This window comes from Amycolatopsis sp. GA6-003 (genome assembly GCF_046267895.1).
Classification (GTDB): domain Bacteria; phylum Actinomycetota; class Actinomycetes; order Mycobacteriales; family Pseudonocardiaceae; genus Amycolatopsis.
Genome location: NZ_CP176499.1, coordinates 4,281,136 through 4,297,273, shown reverse-complemented (window position 1 = coordinate 4,297,273; position 16,138 = coordinate 4,281,136). Strand labels below are relative to the sequence as shown.

At 70.0% G+C, this 16,138-nt stretch carries 16 protein-coding genes and 1 pseudogene; 9 read left to right on the top strand and 8 right to left on the bottom strand.

Annotation, left to right across the window (positions count from 1 at the left end; all coding sequences use genetic code 11):
- Window positions 1-51 precede the first annotated feature (51 nt).
- The 6 genes from F9C12_RS18965 to F9C12_RS18940 all read left to right on the top strand — a co-directional run bounded on the left by F9C12_RS18965 (window position 52) and on the right by F9C12_RS18940 (window position 4,591).
- On the top strand, window positions 52-513 hold the full coding sequence (locus tag F9C12_RS18965) for a hypothetical protein (protein WP_409466764.1): 462 nt from the start codon (window positions 52-54) through the stop codon (window positions 511-513).
- Window positions 513-1,139, top strand: coding sequence for a DUF3558 domain-containing protein (locus F9C12_RS18960; protein ID WP_409466763.1), 627 nt, complete (start codon window positions 513-515; stop codon window positions 1,137-1,139). The genes F9C12_RS18965 and F9C12_RS18960 overlap by 1 nt, the downstream gene beginning before the upstream one ends.
- Window positions 1,139-2,527, top strand: a complete 1,389-nt coding sequence (locus F9C12_RS18955; protein ID WP_409466762.1) for a hypothetical protein — start codon at window positions 1,139-1,141, stop codon at window positions 2,525-2,527. The genes F9C12_RS18960 and F9C12_RS18955 overlap by 1 nt, the downstream gene beginning before the upstream one ends.
- A gap of 9 nt (window positions 2,528-2,536) precedes the next feature.
- A complete protein-coding gene (locus tag F9C12_RS18950) occupies window positions 2,537-3,289 on the top strand; it encodes an ESX secretion-associated protein EspG (protein WP_409466761.1) in 753 nt (250 codons plus the stop codon).
- A gap of 273 nt (window positions 3,290-3,562) precedes the next feature.
- Window positions 3,563-4,174, top strand: coding sequence for a TetR/AcrR family transcriptional regulator (locus F9C12_RS18945; RefSeq protein WP_409466760.1), 612 nt, complete (start codon window positions 3,563-3,565; stop codon window positions 4,172-4,174).
- 12 nt (window positions 4,175-4,186) lie between these two features.
- Window positions 4,187-4,591 carry a hypothetical protein gene (locus F9C12_RS18940; protein WP_409466759.1) on the top strand — a complete coding sequence of 135 codons (405 nt, stop codon included), beginning with the start codon at window positions 4,187-4,189 and terminating at the stop codon, window positions 4,589-4,591.
- A gap of 238 nt (window positions 4,592-4,829) precedes the next feature.
- On the opposite strand, the pseudogene F9C12_RS18935 reads toward F9C12_RS18940, so the two are convergent.
- From F9C12_RS18935 to F9C12_RS18925, 3 genes and pseudogenes are all read right to left on the bottom strand, one after another.
- A pseudogene (locus F9C12_RS18935) lies at window positions 4,830-4,889 on the bottom strand (hypothetical protein); the annotation flags it as partial.
- Between the two features lie 113 nt (window positions 4,890-5,002).
- Complete coding sequence (locus tag F9C12_RS18930; protein ID WP_409183287.1) at window positions 5,003-5,215, bottom strand: acyl-CoA carboxylase epsilon subunit; 213 nt, start codon at window positions 5,213-5,215, stop codon at window positions 5,003-5,005.
- A 7-nt stretch (window positions 5,216-5,222) separates the two neighbouring features.
- Entirely contained in the window at window positions 5,223-6,860 is a 1,638-nt protein-coding gene (locus F9C12_RS18925) for an acyl-CoA carboxylase subunit beta (RefSeq protein ID WP_409183286.1), read from the bottom strand.
- A 160-nt stretch (window positions 6,861-7,020) separates the two neighbouring features.
- Here F9C12_RS18925 and F9C12_RS18920 point away from each other — a divergent pair, with 160 nt between their 5' ends.
- Window positions 7,021-7,839, top strand: a complete 819-nt coding sequence (locus F9C12_RS18920) for a GNAT family N-acetyltransferase (RefSeq protein WP_409466758.1) — start codon at window positions 7,021-7,023, stop codon at window positions 7,837-7,839.
- On the opposite strand, the gene F9C12_RS18915 is transcribed toward F9C12_RS18920, so the two are convergent.
- A complete protein-coding gene (locus F9C12_RS18915) occupies window positions 7,836-8,711 on the bottom strand; it encodes an SRPBCC family protein (RefSeq protein ID WP_409183284.1) in 876 nt (291 codons plus the stop codon). The two genes, F9C12_RS18920 and F9C12_RS18915, sit on opposite strands and share 4 nt — an antisense overlap.
- Before the next feature lie 31 nt (window positions 8,712-8,742).
- Window positions 8,743-9,444, bottom strand: coding sequence for an NAD(P)H-dependent oxidoreductase (locus F9C12_RS18910; RefSeq protein ID WP_409183283.1), 702 nt, complete (start codon window positions 9,442-9,444; stop codon window positions 8,743-8,745).
- 70 nt (window positions 9,445-9,514) lie between these two features.
- Between F9C12_RS18910 and F9C12_RS18905 the strand changes: the two genes are divergently transcribed.
- Window positions 9,515-10,498 carry a GlxA family transcriptional regulator gene (locus tag F9C12_RS18905; RefSeq protein WP_409466757.1) on the top strand — a complete coding sequence of 328 codons (984 nt, stop codon included), beginning with the start codon at window positions 9,515-9,517 and terminating at the stop codon, window positions 10,496-10,498.
- A gap of 125 nt (window positions 10,499-10,623) precedes the next feature.
- On the opposite strand, the gene F9C12_RS18900 is transcribed toward F9C12_RS18905, so the two are convergent.
- Window positions 10,624-11,448, bottom strand: coding sequence for an NBR1-Ig-like domain-containing protein (locus F9C12_RS18900; RefSeq protein WP_409466756.1), 825 nt, complete (start codon window positions 11,446-11,448; stop codon window positions 10,624-10,626).
- 242 nt (window positions 11,449-11,690) lie between these two features.
- Window positions 11,691-12,551, bottom strand: coding sequence for an alpha/beta fold hydrolase (locus F9C12_RS18895; RefSeq protein WP_409183280.1), 861 nt, complete (start codon window positions 12,549-12,551; stop codon window positions 11,691-11,693).
- Window positions 12,552-12,621: 70 nt separating this feature from the next.
- Here F9C12_RS18895 and F9C12_RS18890 point away from each other — a divergent pair, with 70 nt between their 5' ends.
- On the top strand, window positions 12,622-15,549 hold the full coding sequence (locus F9C12_RS18890) for a BTAD domain-containing putative transcriptional regulator (protein WP_409466755.1): 2,928 nt from the start codon (window positions 12,622-12,624) through the stop codon (window positions 15,547-15,549).
- On the opposite strand, the gene F9C12_RS18885 is transcribed toward F9C12_RS18890, so the two are convergent.
- The gene (locus F9C12_RS18885; RefSeq protein ID WP_409466754.1) at window positions 15,509-16,036 is read right to left on the bottom strand and encodes a hypothetical protein; all 528 of its coding nucleotides are present in this window, start codon (window positions 16,034-16,036) and stop codon (window positions 15,509-15,511) included. The two genes, F9C12_RS18890 and F9C12_RS18885, sit on opposite strands and share 41 nt — an antisense overlap.
- Window positions 16,037-16,138 lie beyond the last annotated feature (102 nt).

The following is a 16,138-nucleotide window of genomic DNA, read 5'->3' as shown; positions in this document are numbered from 1 at the left end:
GAGTGGAGAACTGTCCTTGGGCGGGCGCAGGTCATACGAGGGGTGGGCGCAGTGTCGCAACCTGCACAGCGGCCGGGGTGGCTCGACGGGCTGTACTTCAACATCGGCGACGCGTTCGGTGCTGGTGACGCGGCCGGTGCTGCGATGGGCGGTGGCGGTTCGTCGGGCGGGCAGGGGTTCACGATGAGCCGCGAGGACGCGATGGCCATGCTCAAACTGGCCAAAACCGTCCGAGAGCACTTCCGCGACATGCGGGACGACGCGTACCGGCTGACTCAGCTCACGCCTCCAGCGGATGAACCGACCAGCAACGGCTACAACAAGCTCCTGGTCAACGGCGGCGAACCGAAGGGCGCGTTCGTCACAGGCGGGGAGCAGGTCGACAAGGAATACGCCTACGCGAACGAGCTGGTGAAGCGCCTGGAGAAGGCACTGGGGATCACCGAGGCGTCTGACGAGCAAGCCGCGACCGACGTGAAGAACGCGGGCAAGCAGGACGGAGGGTTCGCGTGATGACCCATCGCATGCTTCCGGCAGTCGTGGGCGCGGTTGCGCTCGCGTCGGTGCTGGCCGGATGTACTGGGGGCCCGGGTGCCGCTCCGGCAAGCACCGCGCCCGCGTCGTCGTCCGCCGCGGCCTTGCCGCACAGCGGTGCGCCCAAGGTCGAGCACCCGTTGCCCGCGACGGTGCTGTCCGGGCAGCCCTGCCAGGACGCACTCACCTCCGACCAGCTCAGCCAAATCTTCGGCACGGTGCCGCAGGGCAAACCGGGAAGCATTCCAGGACTTGGCCCCGACTGCAAATGGAACAACACCGACTCCGGTGCCGGACTGACGATCGGCTACACGACCGAGACCCACCAAGGACTCAGTGCGCTGTATCAGAACACGAAGCCCCAGGCCAAAGTGTGGCGTGAATTGCCGCCTATTCAAGGGTTTCCCGCAGTCGCGGCCTCGACGTTCAGCTCGGGCACTCAGACCGGTTTCTGCGCGGTCAGCGTGGGCATCGCGGATGATCTGTCGTTCGACGCGTCGCTGACTCCCAGTGATGCCAAGCAGGGCAAAGTCGATCCGTGTGAGTTGTCGGCGCGGGTAGCGGACATGGTGGTCACGAACCTGAAGCGCAAGCCGGGTGCGTGATGGGGTTTTTCGAGGTGCTCGGCGACGCGGCGAAGGCAGTGGGCGGCGCACTGGAAGATGCGGCCGATTGGGTCGGGGATCGGGCCAGCGACGTGGGCCATTGGTTCGGCGATCTCTACCACGGAAACCTCGGTGACCAAGCCGTTCCGGCGCCGGAGCTGGTGGCGAAAATTCTGGCCAGCCAGGGCGCACAGAGCTGGCATCAGGGTGCGCAGCAGGCCACGGGGCTGGCGGGCAAGCATGACCAGGCAGGTGCCTGGGTGCAGCAGCTGAGCGCCGGTCTGGAGTCGGCGTGGACCGGGGGCGGTGCGGACGCCGCGCAGGCGCGGATCAGACCGTTCGCCGACGTCACCGCGACCGCCGCGCAGACCTACACCGGCAATGGGCAGAACCTGACCGATCTCGCCCACGGGTTCGACTCCTTGAAGCAGAGTTTGCAGCCGATGCCGGGTGTTCCGCCGCACAAGAACCTCTGGGACGAGGCGACCTGGTGGAACACCGACACCGAGGACCAGATCAACCAGTACAACAAGACAGCTCAGGACAACCTCGACAAGTACCACGGCTACACCCAACATGCTCAGACCAGCGGGCAAGGGCTCAAGACCGACTACGGCCAGCTGAGCGGATTCGACGGCGACGTGACCCTTTCCGAGCCCGACAAACACAAGCCGGGCGGTCCGGACGACGGGCACGGACCCGACAGCCGCTCCCGATCGGGGTTCGGGCCGACGCACACGGGCGGTCCCTCGGAGACCGGCGGGCCGTCTGGCACCTTCGCCCCGAACTACCCCGGCAGCACCCCTTCCCCATCAGCTTCGGGCGGCCACGCTCCTGCCTACCAGCCGCCGAGCCATCCGGTGGGGACTGGGCCGGGCGACGGCACGACGGCCGCAGGATGGACGCCTCCGGACCCCAGCCGGACCACCGGTCCAGGTTCGGCCTGGGTTCCCTCGCCCTCGACCCCGGGCGGCGGCACCGGCGGTGGGAGCTCGTGGACGCCGGGGCTGGCTGGTGGATTCGGTCCGACCGGCGGATTCTCCGGTAGCGGCGGCGCGTCCGAGGCCGGCGGTGCCGGTGGTCGCGGGGGTAGTGCCGCGGGTCGGCTGGGCACCGGATCAGGTGCCGGTGCTGCCGAGGGTGCGGCGGGGCGAACGGCATCCGCGGCTGGTACCGGGATGCGGGGCGCGGCCGGGGCCAAAGGATCGGCCGGAATGGGCGGCATGGGTGCCGGGGGCGGCAAGGGCAAGGGCGAAGAGGACAAGGAGCACCAGCGCAAGTACGGGCTGGAGGACGATTCCGCGTTCGACATCACCGACGACGAGGACGGCCGGTTGCGCGATCCCCGCACCGGACTCCCGCCGACGCCGCCGACCATTGGCGGCTGAAACACGCCGATGACGATCCTCGACAAGCCGGTGCGCATCCCGCGATCGGCGTTCTTCGTTGCCTGGAGCCACCTCAGCGGGGGCACGCTCCCCGCCGTGATCGATCCGGACACCGCCTACATGACCGCGGACTTCGCCCGCGAGCTGGAGCGGCGCACGCTATCCCGGTTCGAGGCACTACGGCTGGCCACGCCGGACGGACAGCTGACTTCGTCGTTCCGGGCCACGCTGGAGCTGCTCGCCGCACCGGATAAGGAGCTGTACGCCTGGACCGCGTTCGTCCACCGTCCCGACGACAACGGCGCGGTGTTCGTCGCTTCCTCGGGCACGAGCGCCGTCCGGCTGATTACTGACTACCGTTCCATCCAGCTCGACCCGATCCCGGTGCGCGAACTGGCGGCGAGCCTGGTCGGCACCCTGCCCGACTACGCGCCGGCCAGGATCAGCCAGCTGCGGGTGCCGATGTCCTACCTCGACGGCGGCAACGCTGACCCGCTCTCGGAAGACTCTGGTCAAGCCGACCAGATCCGCTACCTGACCCGGGCCGAACGCGCAGCCGTGCACAAGCTCTACGCAGCCATTCGACGGAGCGGCAACCGCATCCGGAGTACCCCGCTCACCGTCTACGACCTCACCCGAAACGGTCGCGTCCTGGCCTTCACCAGTACCGGCAACAACGGCAGCGAAGAAGCGACTATGTGCCCCGGCAGTCACCGGAATTTGGTGGACGCGCTCAACCTCACTCTCAACGGCCTCGGCTGACTGCCCTTCGTCTCCTGGCGCGGGCTCGGCTTCGGCCGGAGTAGTCGGCTATCGAGGTAAGCCGGACCTGGTCTTAACTCGGATCGAATTTCGGGGCTGGGCTCCCATGCAAGTTGATACGGTCAAACTGCCAAGCCTGCTTGCAGTGAAGAATGTCGTCCAAAGCCGCTCTGCGCCGACACCCCGCACGCGGAACACATGACTGAGAACCCCCTAGTGAGCTGGTACCCGTAACGCTAGACGAGACGTTGCGTCTTGGCTAGACTTCCGCACGTGGGCGACGTCACTGAGCCCGGCGAGCGCCGGCATCACGGGAACCGGTACGGCCGCAGCGAGAACGCGCGCCGCGCGGTGTTGCACGCGGTCGACGATCTGCTGGTCGAGGTCGGTTTCTCCCGGCTCACGATGGAGGGCATCGCGGCCAGGGCGGGGGTCGGGAAGCAGACCGTCTACCGCTGGTGGCCGTCCAAAGTGGACATTCTGCTGGAAGCGCTGGGCGACGACCTCGTCGAGGAACTCTCCCCGCCCGACTCCGGCGACCTGCGCGAGGACCTCCGCGCGCACCTCGCCGCGATCGCGTCCTTCCTGACTACGGCCGACGCTGGCGCGGTCTTCCGGACGCTGCTCGGCCAGGCCCAGCACGACCCGGACCTGGCGCGGCAGCTGCGCGAGGTGCACATCCGCGCCCAGCACGTACGCGACCGGCTCCCGCTCGAACGCGCTGTCGCCCGCGGTGAATTGGGCTCGGACGTCGACCTGGACAGCGCGGTCGAGCAGCTCGTCGGGCCGATCTATTACCGCGTGCTGGTCACCGGCGCGCCAGTGCCGCCGGAATTCACAGATGGCCTGGTTGAGCGATTCCTTCGGGAGCACCGGCCCGAGTAGGCTCCTGGAGACATGGGAACGGTCTGGTGGCTGGTCGGGCTGGCTGTCGCCGCCGCGGTCGTGGCCGGGATCGCCTGGGTTTTCCGGGACCGCGCGGGCGGGCTGGACCAGCGGCTGCGCGCGGCCGAACAGGCTTCGCGCTGGCGATTCCTGCAGCAGCGGTGGGAGTCGGAACCAATGGCCCGGCTCGCGACCGTCCAGCAGGTGCACGCGCTCACCCAGAACGGTGGCTGCCAGGTCCGGATCGTCTGGACCGACAGTCACCACGCCGAGGACGTCGAAATCGAGCACGACCAGGCCGACGCTGGCGACTATCTGTTGCTGCGCGGGGTCGGGCCGCTCGGTTCGATCACCCGGGAGGAGCTGCTGGCGCACGCGGGTGCGGACGCGCCGGATTGGGCTCAGCGGGGGCGGTGAGGCGTTCGCCTCGCCTCGCTGGAGCAGGTGCCGAGGCAGCGGTCGCGCCACCGCCGCGGCGAATTCGGCGTCGTCCGGGTCGCCGCTGACGACGCCGGGTTTGGACGCGCCGGATTGGGCTCAGCGGGGGCGGTGAAGCGTTAGTCCCGGTGCCTCCACGCACGAGAACCTCAGCGAGGCAAGGACGAGGCGCGCCAGGCTCCGTCGCCCGCCGTCACCGGGGCGTGTACCGGTCGCCTCACCACGAGGTGCGACGCCGTGCTGGAGCAGGTGCCGAGGCGGCGGTCGCCACCACCGCGGCGAGTTCGGCGTCGTCCGGGTTACCGCGGACGACGCCGGGAGTGGAAGCTCCAGGCTGGGCTCAGCGGGAGCGGCGAAGCGTTAACCCCGGCGCCACCGCGCACGAGAACCTCAGCGAGGCAAGGACGAGGCCCGCCAAGCCCCGTCGCCCGCCGTCACCGGGGCGTGTATCGCGGCGGCCCGGTCGCCCCACCACGAGGTGCGGCGACGTGCCGGAGCAGGTGCCGAGGCTGACGCCGCGGTGGCCACCACCGCGGTGAGCGCGGCGAGTTCGGCGTCGTCCGGGTTGCCGCGGACGACGCGGAGCAGGGGGGTGTCCGTCATCGCGGCCTCACAGGGGGATGTTGCCGTGCTTCTTGGGCGGCAGCGATTCGCGCTTGGTGCGCAGCAGGTTCAGCGCCTTGGCGATGTGGCCGCGGGTGTGCGCGGGCACGATCACCGAGTCGACGTAACCGCGTTCGGCCGCCGCGTATGGGTTGAGCAGCGTGTCCTCGTACTCCTGGATCAGCTCGGCGCGCAACGCGTCCACGTCGCGCCCCTCCGCCGCCGCGTTGGCCAGCGTCTTGCGGTGCACGATGTTCGCCGCACCCTGCGCGCCCATCACCGCGACCTGTGCGGTCGGCCAGGCCAGGTTGACGTCCGCGCCGAGGTGCTTGGAGCCCATCACGTCGTACGCGCCGCCGTATGCCTTGCGCGTGATCACCGTGATCAGCGGGACGGTCGCTTCCGCGTACGCGTAGATCAGCTTCGCGCCGCGGCGGATGATGCCGTTCCACTCCTGGTCGGTGCCGGGGAGGAAGCCAGGAACGTCCACAAAGGTCAGAACCGGGATGTTGAACGCGTCGCAGGTGCGCACGAAACGGGCGGCCTTCTCGGACGCGTCGATGTCGAGGCAGCCGGCGAACTGCGTCGGCTGGTTGGCCACGACGCCGACGCTCTGCCCGTCGACCCGGCCGAACCCGACCAGGATGTTGGGCGCGAACAGTTCGTGCACCTCGAGGAATTCGCCGTCGTCGAGCACGCGGGTGACGACCTCGTGCATGTCGTACGGCGTGTTCGGCGAGTCTGGGATGAGCGTGTCCAGCTCGCGGTCGGTGTCGGTGACGTTCTCGAAGAAGCCGGCGGGCGGCTGGTTCGCGTCGAACTCCGGCGGCTCGGACAGGTTGTTCTGCGGCAGGTAGGAGAGCAGTTCCTTGACGTAGGCGATGGCGTCCTCGTCGTCGGAGCCGAGGTAGTGCGCGACGCCCGACTTGGTGTTGTGCGTGCGCCCGCCGCCGAGTTCCTCGAAGGTGACGTCTTCGCCGGTCACCGTCTTCACGACGTCCGGTCCGGTGATGAACATCTGCGACGTCTCGTCCACCATCACGACGAAGTCGGTGAGCGCGGGGGAGTAGACGTGCCCGCCCGCGTTCGCGCCCATGATCAGCGAGATCTGCGGGATCACGCCCGAGGCCATGGTGTTGCGGCGGAAGATCTCGCCGTACAGGCCGAGCGAGACCACGCCCTCCTGGATCCGCGCGCCGCCGCCCTCGTTGATGCCGATGATCGGGCGGCCGGTCTTGATCGCCAGGTCCATCACCTTGACGATCTTCTCGCCGTAGACCTCGCCGAGCGCGCCGCCGAACACGGTGACGTCCTGGCTGAACACGCACACCGGACGCCCGTCGACGGTGCCGTAACCGGTCACGACGCCGTCGCCGTACGGGCGGTTCTTCTCCAGCCCGAAGTTCGTCGAGCGGTGCCGCGCCAGCTCGTCCAGTTCGACGAACGAGCCCTCGTCGAGCAGCAGATCGATCCGCTCGCGGGCGGTTTTCTTGCCCTTGGCGTGCTGTTTCTCGATCGCGCGCGCCGAGCCGGCGTGCACGGCCTCGTCGTAGCGGCGATAGAGATCCGCGAGCTTGCCGGCCGTCGTGTGGATGTCCGGTTCTCCCTCGGGCGGCGTCCCGAGCGGCTGCGTCGCACTGCTCATGTGGCGGAGCTTAGCTACTGCGCGGTTGCCGCGCGTGTGGCGTAGGACTCCCTCAGCGCTGCGGGACGACCGGGGTGTCCGTTGATGGTGTCTATCGGATGCCGGGCACCAGTGGCGTCAAGCCGACCTCCGCGACCGCTCTCCGGCCTAGGGTGGGGACGTGCTGCTCGCCGACGCCTCGGTCCGTTCGCTCGGGCCTGCCGACCTGTCCGCTTGCCTCGACCTCGGAACCGATCGCGGGTGGCCGCGCGAAGAGCGGAAATGGGCGATGCTTCTGGACGTCGGCCGCGGATTCGGTATTGACGCTCCGGACGGCGGTCTCGCCGCGGCGGCGGTGCTCACCCGGACCGGGCCGACCGCGTCGGTGTCGATGGTTGTCGTGGCGGAGCGGTTCGCGCGGCAGGGGCTCGGGCGTCGGGTGATGGCGCGGGCGCTCGGCGAAGCCGGGGACGCGGTGGTCTCCTTGCACACCACGGAAACCGCGCGTCCGCTGTACGAATCGATGGGCTTCGAATTCGACGGCGGCTGCACCGACCATCGCGGGCGGTTCACCGACGACGGCGGTCCGGCGGCGCGGCCGATCGGTCCGCCGGACGTGGCGCGAGTGTACGAATTGGACAGTGCGGCCCAGGGCTTCGCGCGGCGGGAGTTGCTGCGCCGCATGCTGTTCGAGGCCGAGCACGTCCACGTGACCGACGACGGTTACGCGCTCGGCACCACGCAAGCCGGGGTACTGGTGATCGGTCCGGTGGTGGCCGCGGACGAGGACCAGGCTCGCGCGCTGATCCGCGGCATCGCCCGCACCACGTCCGGGGACCTCCGGCTCGCGGTGGATCACCGGTTCCCGGAGCTGTCGGCGTGGTGCGAGGCGCGCGGGCTGGCGGTGCACGGTCCGGCACCGCGGTTAGTGCTTCACGGAAAAGCGCTGCCGGGCCCGGCCGAGATGCGGTTTTCGCCGTACAACACTGCTCTCGGCTAGCTGTACCGCTTCCTGACCTCGGCGCGACGCTCCTCCGACCACGGTTCCACCTCGACCCCGAAGGACGCGGCGAACAACGCGTTCAGCTGCTCGTGCCGTGCGGTCAGCAAGTCCGGCAGCTGATCCGCCAGCTCCGCCGGAACGGTCTGCGTCAGCTCCACCCGTACGCCGTCCAGCGGGTCCGCCGTCACTTCCCACCGCACGCGACCAGCTGGTTTCCCGTCGTGCAGCCAGGTGTAGGCCAGCACCTCCGGCGACCGCGACTCCAGCACCTCCGCCCCGGGTTCGGGCTGGGGCAGCCGCTTCCAGACGTCCTCGGCGGGCGGCCAGACCAGGTCCCGGCGGAACCGGAGCACCCCGCCGTCCAGGACCTCGCCGTCCTCCAGGCCGAATTCCTCGAGGTAGTGCACCATTCGCGCGTGCCAGTCGGTCGGCGGCTCCAGCGTCCGGCCGTCCAGCGCGGCTTCGAGGGAATCGAGGCAGGCGACCCAGCCTGTGACGTGCCGTCCCGCGCCGAGCCGGGCGATGTCCGGTTCGCCGCGGTGGAAAACGTGCGTGAAGACGAGCTTGCTGCCCGCGCCGTCCGCGGACACCTCGATCCGGATCAGGTCCGAGTTCCAGGTGAACTCGAAGACCTCCGGCGGCCGGTAGCCGACGATCTCGCCCTCGCTGACGTCCCCGGTTTCGGTGAAGGTGAACGCGATCTTCCCGCCCGGTGCCGGGGATTCCGGCAACCGGACGGCGGCCGGGAACCAGTGCGCCAGTTCCTCCGGCGAGGTGACCGCACGCCACACCTTCTCCGGCGGATGCGCCAGGGTCCGTTCGAGGGTGACGCTCGGTCGTCCGCCGGGAGTGGTTCGCAGGATCGCCATGCCGGTATATAACCACGGAGGTATATACGGGTCAAGCGGTCAGATGCGCCGCGTACCCGGTCTGACCTGGGGCGACCTCGGGAAGCAGGACGAGCCGCCGGTCGTAGTCGCCGCCGTCCTGGGTGCGGTACGGCAGCGGGTCGGTCGTTTCCAGGGAGTGCAAACGTTTGCGCAGCCGCTCGACCACGCAGTCGAACTTCTCCGGCGTCATCCGGTTCGTGCCCGTCACCTTGAGCGGCGGCAGGACCGTCATGCCGGTGTAGAAGAGCGTGCCGTGCTGGACGTTGAACAGCAGGTCGTCCAGCGAACCGTGCGCGCCGCGCGGGCCGAGGCTGTCCTCGTGGGCCCCGGCGGTGACGATGACCATCGCGCGTTTCCCGGCCAGCACGCCGTTGCCGTAGCGCAGGGTGTGGCCGGTTTCGTCGCGGTAGTCGTAGCCGTATCCCTGCACGAAGACGCGGTCGAACCAGCCCTTCAGGATGGCTGGGGTGTCCGCCCACCAGAGCGGAAACTGCACGACGACGGTGTCCGCCCAGTCGAGTTTTTCGTGCTCGATCCGGACGTCCTCGGGGACGGTCGCGATCTCGTCGACGATCGGGTTCCAGCGCATCGCGTAGAGGTCGGATTCGCGCACGTCATGGCCGAGATCGCGCAGGGTAGTGACGCCCTCGTCGCGAAGCGCGCCGTTGAGCGAGGCAGGGTCGGGGTGGGCGTAGATCCACAGGACGTTCATGAGGCCAGGGTGCAACCGGCGAAACGGCCAAAACAGTGGCCCGATGGCCACCTTGTGCAAGAATCGGGCCATGGCGGTCTTTCGGCATCCGGAGCGGCACAAGGTCGCGGTGCTGGTGCGGCACGGCATGCTGGTGATGGAGCTGGGCATCGTCCACCGGCTCTTCGGCCAGGCCAAATCCGCTGAGGGCGAGCGGTTGTACGAGGTCGTCACCTGCACGCCCGAGCCCGGCGACATCCGCACCGATTCGGACTTCGCCATCCCGGTCGCGCAGGGTCCGGAGGCGGTGGCCGAGGCCGACACGGTGATCGTGCCCGCGTCGTCGCTCGAATACGAGCCCGCCGGACACCAGCTGACCGAGCAGCTCAAGCACGCGATGAACCTGGTGCGCCCGGAGAGCCGGATCGCCTCGATCTGCACCGGCGCGTACGTGCTGGCCGCGATGGGCCTGCTCGACGGCCGCCGCGCGACCACGCACTGGCGGTCGGCCTGCGAGTTCCAGCTGGAGTACCCGCGGGTCCGGCTTGACGCGGACGTGCTCTACACCGAGGACGGCAACGTCCTCACCTCGGCGGGGGTCGCGTCCGGCATCGACCTCTGCCTGCACATGATCCGGCGCGACTTCGGCGCGGCGGTCGCCAACGAGGTCGCGCGCGGCACAGTCGTCTCGCCGCATCGCGAGGGCGGCCAGGCTCAGTTCATCCGCCGTCCGGTGCCGGAGCCGAGGTCGTCGTCCACTTCGGCCGCGCGGGCGTGGGCACTGGAGCATCTCGATCGGCCGATCACGCTGCGTGACCTGGCGATGCGCGAGTCGATGAGCACGCGGACGTTCACCCGGCGGTTCCGGGACGAGGTCGGGATGTCCGCGCTGCAGTGGCTGACCCAGCAGCGAGTGGAGCGCGCGCGGCAGTTGCTGGAGGAAACGGAGCTGCCGGTCGACCGGGTCGCCGCGGCGTGCGGCTTCGGGACGGCGGCGTCGCTGCGCCAGCACCTGCAGGCCGCGCTCGGGGTATCGCCGAGCGCCTACCGGACGACCTTCCGCCGCCCGGCCTGAACGCGGCGGTCCGTGGCAGCGCTGAGCACGACTGCCACGGACCGACCCCCAGCGGCACTCATCCTGGCGAGCGAAGCGGGGTGTTCGGTACCCCGGTGACCAGGTCTTACAGAATCTGACACGCGTCAGGAGACGACCGTCACCAGCACGTACACCGGACGCCGGGTCGAGAAGAACTCCGCGCCGGCCGCGTCGACCATCTTCCAGCCGATCCAGCAGCGCCCCGGCGCGGGCGAAGCGGTCAGCGGGACGCTCACCATCACGTGGTCGCCGGGCGGGGTGTCGCCGATCAGCACCCGGTCCGGGGTGCGGCACGTTCCGGGGCCCGCCGGCAGGTCCATCCGCTGCAGGTACCGCTGATGCCAGGGCACCGAGCCGGTGTTCTGCAGCTCCCACACCTTCTGGACGGTCTCGCCGACGTGCAGCACGGTGCCGTCGGGCACGGTCACGTCGCCGACGAACTTGGAGTTGTCGCCGGGGACCCGCGCGCCGACGTCGACCAGGCCGCCGCTCTTCAGCTTCGGCACCACGATCGCGGCGACGCCGGCGAGAAGGACGACGACGAACACGACCGCGGCCAGCGCGTACTTGCGGCGTCGCCGGGGCTTCTCCGGGACGGCCGGTTCCGACGTGATCAGCACCGGTTCGGTCGACGTGACCTCGGCCGTCGTACTGATCGCGACCCCGGCCGGTTCGGGTTCCGGCGGCACGCCCTTCAGCTCTTCCCAGCGGCTGCGCCACTGCTGTTCGTCCGCGTCGCAGGCCCGGACGAACTCGCGCGTGGTGTCCCACGACGGGAACCGGGTGCCGCGGACCGCCTCGTGCAGCGTGGTGTGCGAGATCCGCCCGGAGCGGTCGGCCATCTTGCGGAACGACGGATTCCCGGCCCGCGCGCGCAGCGCGGCCAGTTCCGCGGAGAGCACCTCGGCGGCAGATTGCCCGTCGCCCATTGCTCTCCCTGGTTGTCAGATCCGCTGGTCGGACCCAGTCTGACATTCCAGTTCGGCACAGCTGGGCGCACCCCGGCCGCGGCCCCGGCAAGGCGATGGCGGCCAGGATGCGCTTGCGGAACGCAGGCCATCTAAGGCCGGGAAACGCGCTCAGGTGGGAGCGGCATCGAGGAGGCGCCCCGGAGAGCGGTCGGCAGGTGAACAACTGGCGACCACTCATCCGGGGCGTGACCCTCGGCGGGTCAGCGGGCGAGCAGGTCCCGCAGCGATTTCGTAACGCTGGCGGGGGAAGTCTCGGCCATGAAATGCCCACTGTGCACGGTTTCGTGCACCAGATCCGGTGCCCATGCGCGCCAGAGCGCGACCGCGTCGTAGCCCAGTGCGACACCCCAATCCTGCTGCACCACGGTGGTCGGCATCTTCAGCTGATTGCCCGCGGCGCGGTCGGCGCGGTCGTGTTCGACGTCGATGCCCGCGGAGGCGCGGTAGTCGGCGACGATCGACGGGACCGCGTTCCGGCTCGCTTCGAGGTACCGGGCGCGGATGTCGGCCGGGATGGCCTCGGGGTCGGCGCCCCACTGGTCGAGGAAGTAGCTGAAGAACGCGTCCGGGGCGCCGCTGATCAGCTGCTCGGGCAGGCCGGGCGGTTGCGCCATCAGGTAGAGGTGGAAGGCGACGGACGCGCTGACGCCGTGCAGCACGTCCCACATGTCCAGTGTCGGCAGCACGTCGAGGATGGCCAGGTGGGACACGTGGTCCGGGTGGTCGAGGCCGGCGCGGATCGCGACGAGCGCGCCGCGGTCGTGCCCGGCGAGCGCGAACTTTTCGTGGCCGAAGGCGCGGGCCAGTGCGACGACGTCGGCGGCCATGGTGCGCTTCGAGTAGGTCTCGCCGTCGTCGGCCGGCTTGTCGCTGTCGCCGTACCCGCGCAGGTCAGGGCACAGGACGGTGTGGTCGGCGGCGAGGTCGGCGGCGACGTGCCGCCACATCAGGTGGGTCTGCGGGAAGCCGTGCAGCAGGACGACGGGCGAGCCGGAGCCCGCGACCGCCACGTTGAGGGACACGCCGTCGGCGACGGGCACTCGCTGGTAGTCGAAGTTCATGCGGCCCAGAGTGCGCCGGGCCGATCAGCAACCGATCAGCAACGAGCGAGCTGATTACAGTACGGAACCGATGACCATCTCGTTCTCGGTGCTGGGCCCCTTGACGGCCTACGACGCGCGCGGGCCGGTGGCGTTGCCCGGGCCGCGCCATCGCGCCGTGCTCGCCCGCCTGCTCGTCGCGCGCGGGAAGGTGGTTTCGACGGACGCGCTGGTCGACGCGTTGTGGACCGAGCCGCGGGCCGGCGCGGTCGGTGCGGTGCAGACCTTCGTCGGCGCGTTGCGGCGTTCGCTCGAACCGGACCGTCCGCCGCGGACGCCGGCGAAGCTGCTGGTCACCGCCGGACCGGGGTATGCGCTGCGGGCTGAACCGGAGCAGGTCGACGCGTGGCGCTTCGAGGCGTTGCTGCGGGGCACGCCGTCGGTCGCGCAGCTGGACGAGGCGCTCGGCTGGTGGCGGGGCGAGCCGTACGCGGAGTTCGCCGACGAACCGTGGGCGCGCGCTGAACGGGCTCGGCTCGACGAACTGCGGTTGCTCGCGCTGGAACGGCGGGCGGCCGGGCTGCTGGATCTCGGCCGCGCCGCCGAAGCGGTACCGGATCTGGAGTCCCTTGTGGACGCTCACCCGATGCGCGAGGAAGCGTGGCGGTTGCTGGCGCTCGCGTTGTACCGGGCCGGCCGGCAGGGGGACGCGCTGGCCGCCTTGCGTCGGGCGCGGGCCGGGTTGGCCGCGGAGCTGGGGGTCGACCCCGGCCCGGCGTTGCGGCAGGTGGAGCAGGACATCCTCGCGCAGGCTCCGCAGTTGGCACCGGCCGTTCCGGGCCGGTTGGCCGGGCGGGACCAGGAGTTGGCGCGGCTCACCGAGGTCGCGGCGGAAGTGGCTGAGCGCAAGCGGTTCCGGCTCGTGCTGGTGTCCGGCGAGGCAGGCGCGGGCAAGACAGCGCTGGTCGAGGAATTCGCCGCGCGGTTGGGCTGGACCACGGCGTGGGGCGTGAATCCGGACGGTGCCGGGGTGCCGCCGGCTTGGCCGTGGACGCGGATTCTCGCCGCGCTCGGCGAACCAGTCCCGCCGCGGACGACGGGTGGCGACCCGGCGGTCGCGCGCTTCGAATGGCATCAGGCGATGACCGCGCGGATCTCGGAGGTCGCCCGCCGCGGTCCGCTGCTGCTCGTGCTCGACGATTTGCAGTGGGCGGGCGAGGAAACCCTGGCGCTGCTGACGTCGATGACCGCGGCACCGGTGCTGTTGATCGCGACGTATCGGACGACCGAAGTCTCCGCGGAACTGACCGCGGCATTGGGCAGGCTCGCGCGCGCCGACCCGGTGCGGCTGTATCTGAGCGGACTTTCGGTGGCGGCAGTGGCCGAGTTGGTCGGTCCCGAGTCCGCTGCGGTGATTCATCGGCGGTCCGGCGGAAACCCGTTCTTTGTCAAGGAACTTGCCCGCGCGATGGATGCCGAAGGCGACCTGCCGGACGGGGTGCGCGACGTGGTCCGGAACCGGATCGCCGCGTTGCCCGACCACGTACGTGCGGTGCTCGGGAAAGCCGCGGTGATCGGCGCGGACGTCGACCTCGGCCTGCTCGGTGATGTCCTCGACGAGCTGGAAACCGCTGTGCAGGCGGGGTTTCTGACCGAAAGCGGCCCCCGAGCGTTCCGGTTCGCGCACGCACTCGTCCGTGACGCCGTGTACGACGACCTTTCACTGGCTCGGCGCGCGCAACTGCACCGTGAAGTCGGCGAGGCTTTGGCGAGCCGTCGACCGTCCGAGATTTCCTTGCTGGCCCACCACTTCCTGCTCGCCGGAGACGACCGCGGCACCGCCTACGCGCAAGCAGCCGCAGAACGCGCCGAGCGAGATTTCGCGCCCCACGAAGCACTTCGGCTCTGGAAAGCTGCTTTGGCGCAAGGCCCGCGTACGGTGGAATTGCTGATGGGATTAGCCCGGACGTCCGCGGTCACCGGCTCTTTGGCCGCCGCCCGCCGCTACCGCGCCGAGGCATTGGACCTCGCTGGCGACGATTCCGCTTTGACCGTCAGGGTATTGACCGCGTACGACGTGCCAGGAATCTGGACTGAGAACGACGATCCGGTGCTGGCCCGCCGCATCGCCGACGCGGCCGAACGCGTCCACACCAACGATCCGCTCGTCCGCGCCCGCTTGCTGGCGACCATCGCGTTGGAACTGCGCAACGAAGGCGGTCAACGCGCGTACGGCGCGGCTGTCGAAGCAGAAAAACTGGCGCGCGCCGCCGAAGATCCAGCGCTGCTGGCGTTGGCGCTGAATGCCCGCTGGACGCAGACTTTCACCCGCGCCGGCTTGGCCCCGGAGCGCGCCCGGATCGGGCAAGAGCTGGTCGAATTGGCTGCCCGGCACCGGTTGGTGACGTTCGAGGTGCTCGGGCACCTGGTGCTGATGCAGGCCCAGTCAGCGCTCGCCGACTTCGCCGCCGCCGACACTCACGCCGCTGCCGCGGACCGGCTGGGGGAGCAGTACGACCTGCCGCTCGTCAGCGTGTTCACCGACTGGTTCCGCGCGCTCCGCTTGGCCGTCACCGGTCCGGTCGCCGCCGCGGAAGCCGCCTACCGCGGTGCCGCGGCCCGGTTGCCCGGCAGCGGAATGTCCGGAGTGGACCGCGGCCTGCTGCCGCTCGCCCGGCATTGCCTCTACGTCCAGCACGGCCTGAAGTCCACAGTGGACTTCACGCTCCCGCCGGATCGGCCGGACCTGTTCCTGGAACTGCGCGCGTGCCTCACCGCCGCGACCGGAGACGCACGCGAGCTGTACGCGCGACTGGCCCCCGCGGAGAACGAACTGGCCGGAGCCGGTTCCGGCATGGTGACGCTCGGCCCGGTCGCCTATTACCTGGGCGAACTGGCCGAACGCCTGGGATTGCCGCCCGGCGAGCACTACCGCAAGGCCGCCGAAGTGGCCCGCCGCGCGGGTGCCGCGCACTGGGTCAGTCGACTACGTACCATTTGCCGCCGCGATTCTCCATGACCGCGTCGCCGAGGTCGCTGTCGGTGAACTTGACGGAGGCTTTCACCGCGCGCGCCGGGATTTCGACCCGCTTGGCCCCTTCCTTGATCTTGGACCGGTCGACCGTGGCGCTCTGCAGGGCCTTCTTCTGCGTCGGGGAGATCAGCTGGAACGCCATCGGCATCGTCTTCTCGCACGGCCCCATGCCCTGGTCCTCCGCCTGCTTGGCGGCCGGACCGGCGATCTCGCAGACAGTCGCGAGGTCCTCCCGGCCCGCGGCATGCATAAAGGCCTCGTACCGCTCGACCGCGTCGCCCCCGGTCCCTTCTGCGGCAGCCGACGACGGCGGCGCCGCCGAGGTGGACGGCGACGGCTTTGCGCTCGAAGACGACGCCGGCGCGGCTGAGGAAGTGGGAGCCGGGGCAGCGGTGCCGCCGCTTTCGCCGGAGCAGCTGGCGATCAGGAGCGCGGCACCCACGGCGAAAACGGGCAGGATGCGAGCGGACATGGCGTGCCTTTCCCGTCAGGAAGAATGCTCCGGAGCATAAGCGACAGACGGGCGCTGCGTGCGGAAACGGGAATCTTGGCCGCGGCTCTTCACCGAATCCGG

Coding starts and splice junctions, on each gene's coding strand:
- F9C12_RS18960 (WP_409466763.1), top strand. CDS start 513: ATGACCCATCGCATGCTTCCGGCAGTCGTGGGCGCGGTTGCGCTCGCG.
- F9C12_RS18955 (WP_409466762.1), top strand. CDS start 1,139: ATGGGGTTTTTCGAGGTGCTCGGCGACGCGGCGAAGGCAGTGGGCGGC.
- F9C12_RS18950 (WP_409466761.1), top strand. CDS start 2,537: ATGACGATCCTCGACAAGCCGGTGCGCATCCCGCGATCGGCGTTCTTC.
- F9C12_RS18940 (WP_409466759.1), top strand. CDS start 4,187: ATGGGAACGGTCTGGTGGCTGGTCGGGCTGGCTGTCGCCGCCGCGGTC.
- F9C12_RS18930 (WP_409183287.1), bottom strand. CDS start 5,215: ATGACGGACACCCCCCTGCTCCGCGTCGTCCGCGGCAACCCGGACGAC.
- F9C12_RS18925 (WP_409183286.1), bottom strand. CDS start 6,860: ATGAGCAGTGCGACGCAGCCGCTCGGGACGCCGCCCGAGGGAGAACCG.
- F9C12_RS18915 (WP_409183284.1), bottom strand. CDS start 8,711: ATGGCGATCCTGCGAACCACTCCCGGCGGACGACCGAGCGTCACCCTC.
- F9C12_RS18910 (WP_409183283.1), bottom strand. CDS start 9,444: ATGAACGTCCTGTGGATCTACGCCCACCCCGACCCTGCCTCGCTCAAC.
- F9C12_RS18905 (WP_409466757.1), top strand. CDS start 9,515: ATGGCGGTCTTTCGGCATCCGGAGCGGCACAAGGTCGCGGTGCTGGTG.
- F9C12_RS18900 (WP_409466756.1), bottom strand. CDS start 11,448: ATGGGCGACGGGCAATCTGCCGCCGAGGTGCTCTCCGCGGAACTGGCC.
- F9C12_RS18895 (WP_409183280.1), bottom strand. CDS start 12,551: ATGAACTTCGACTACCAGCGAGTGCCCGTCGCCGACGGCGTGTCCCTC.
- F9C12_RS18890 (WP_409466755.1), top strand. CDS start 12,622: ATGACCATCTCGTTCTCGGTGCTGGGCCCCTTGACGGCCTACGACGCG.
- F9C12_RS18885 (WP_409466754.1), bottom strand. CDS start 16,036: ATGTCCGCTCGCATCCTGCCCGTTTTCGCCGTGGGTGCCGCGCTCCTG.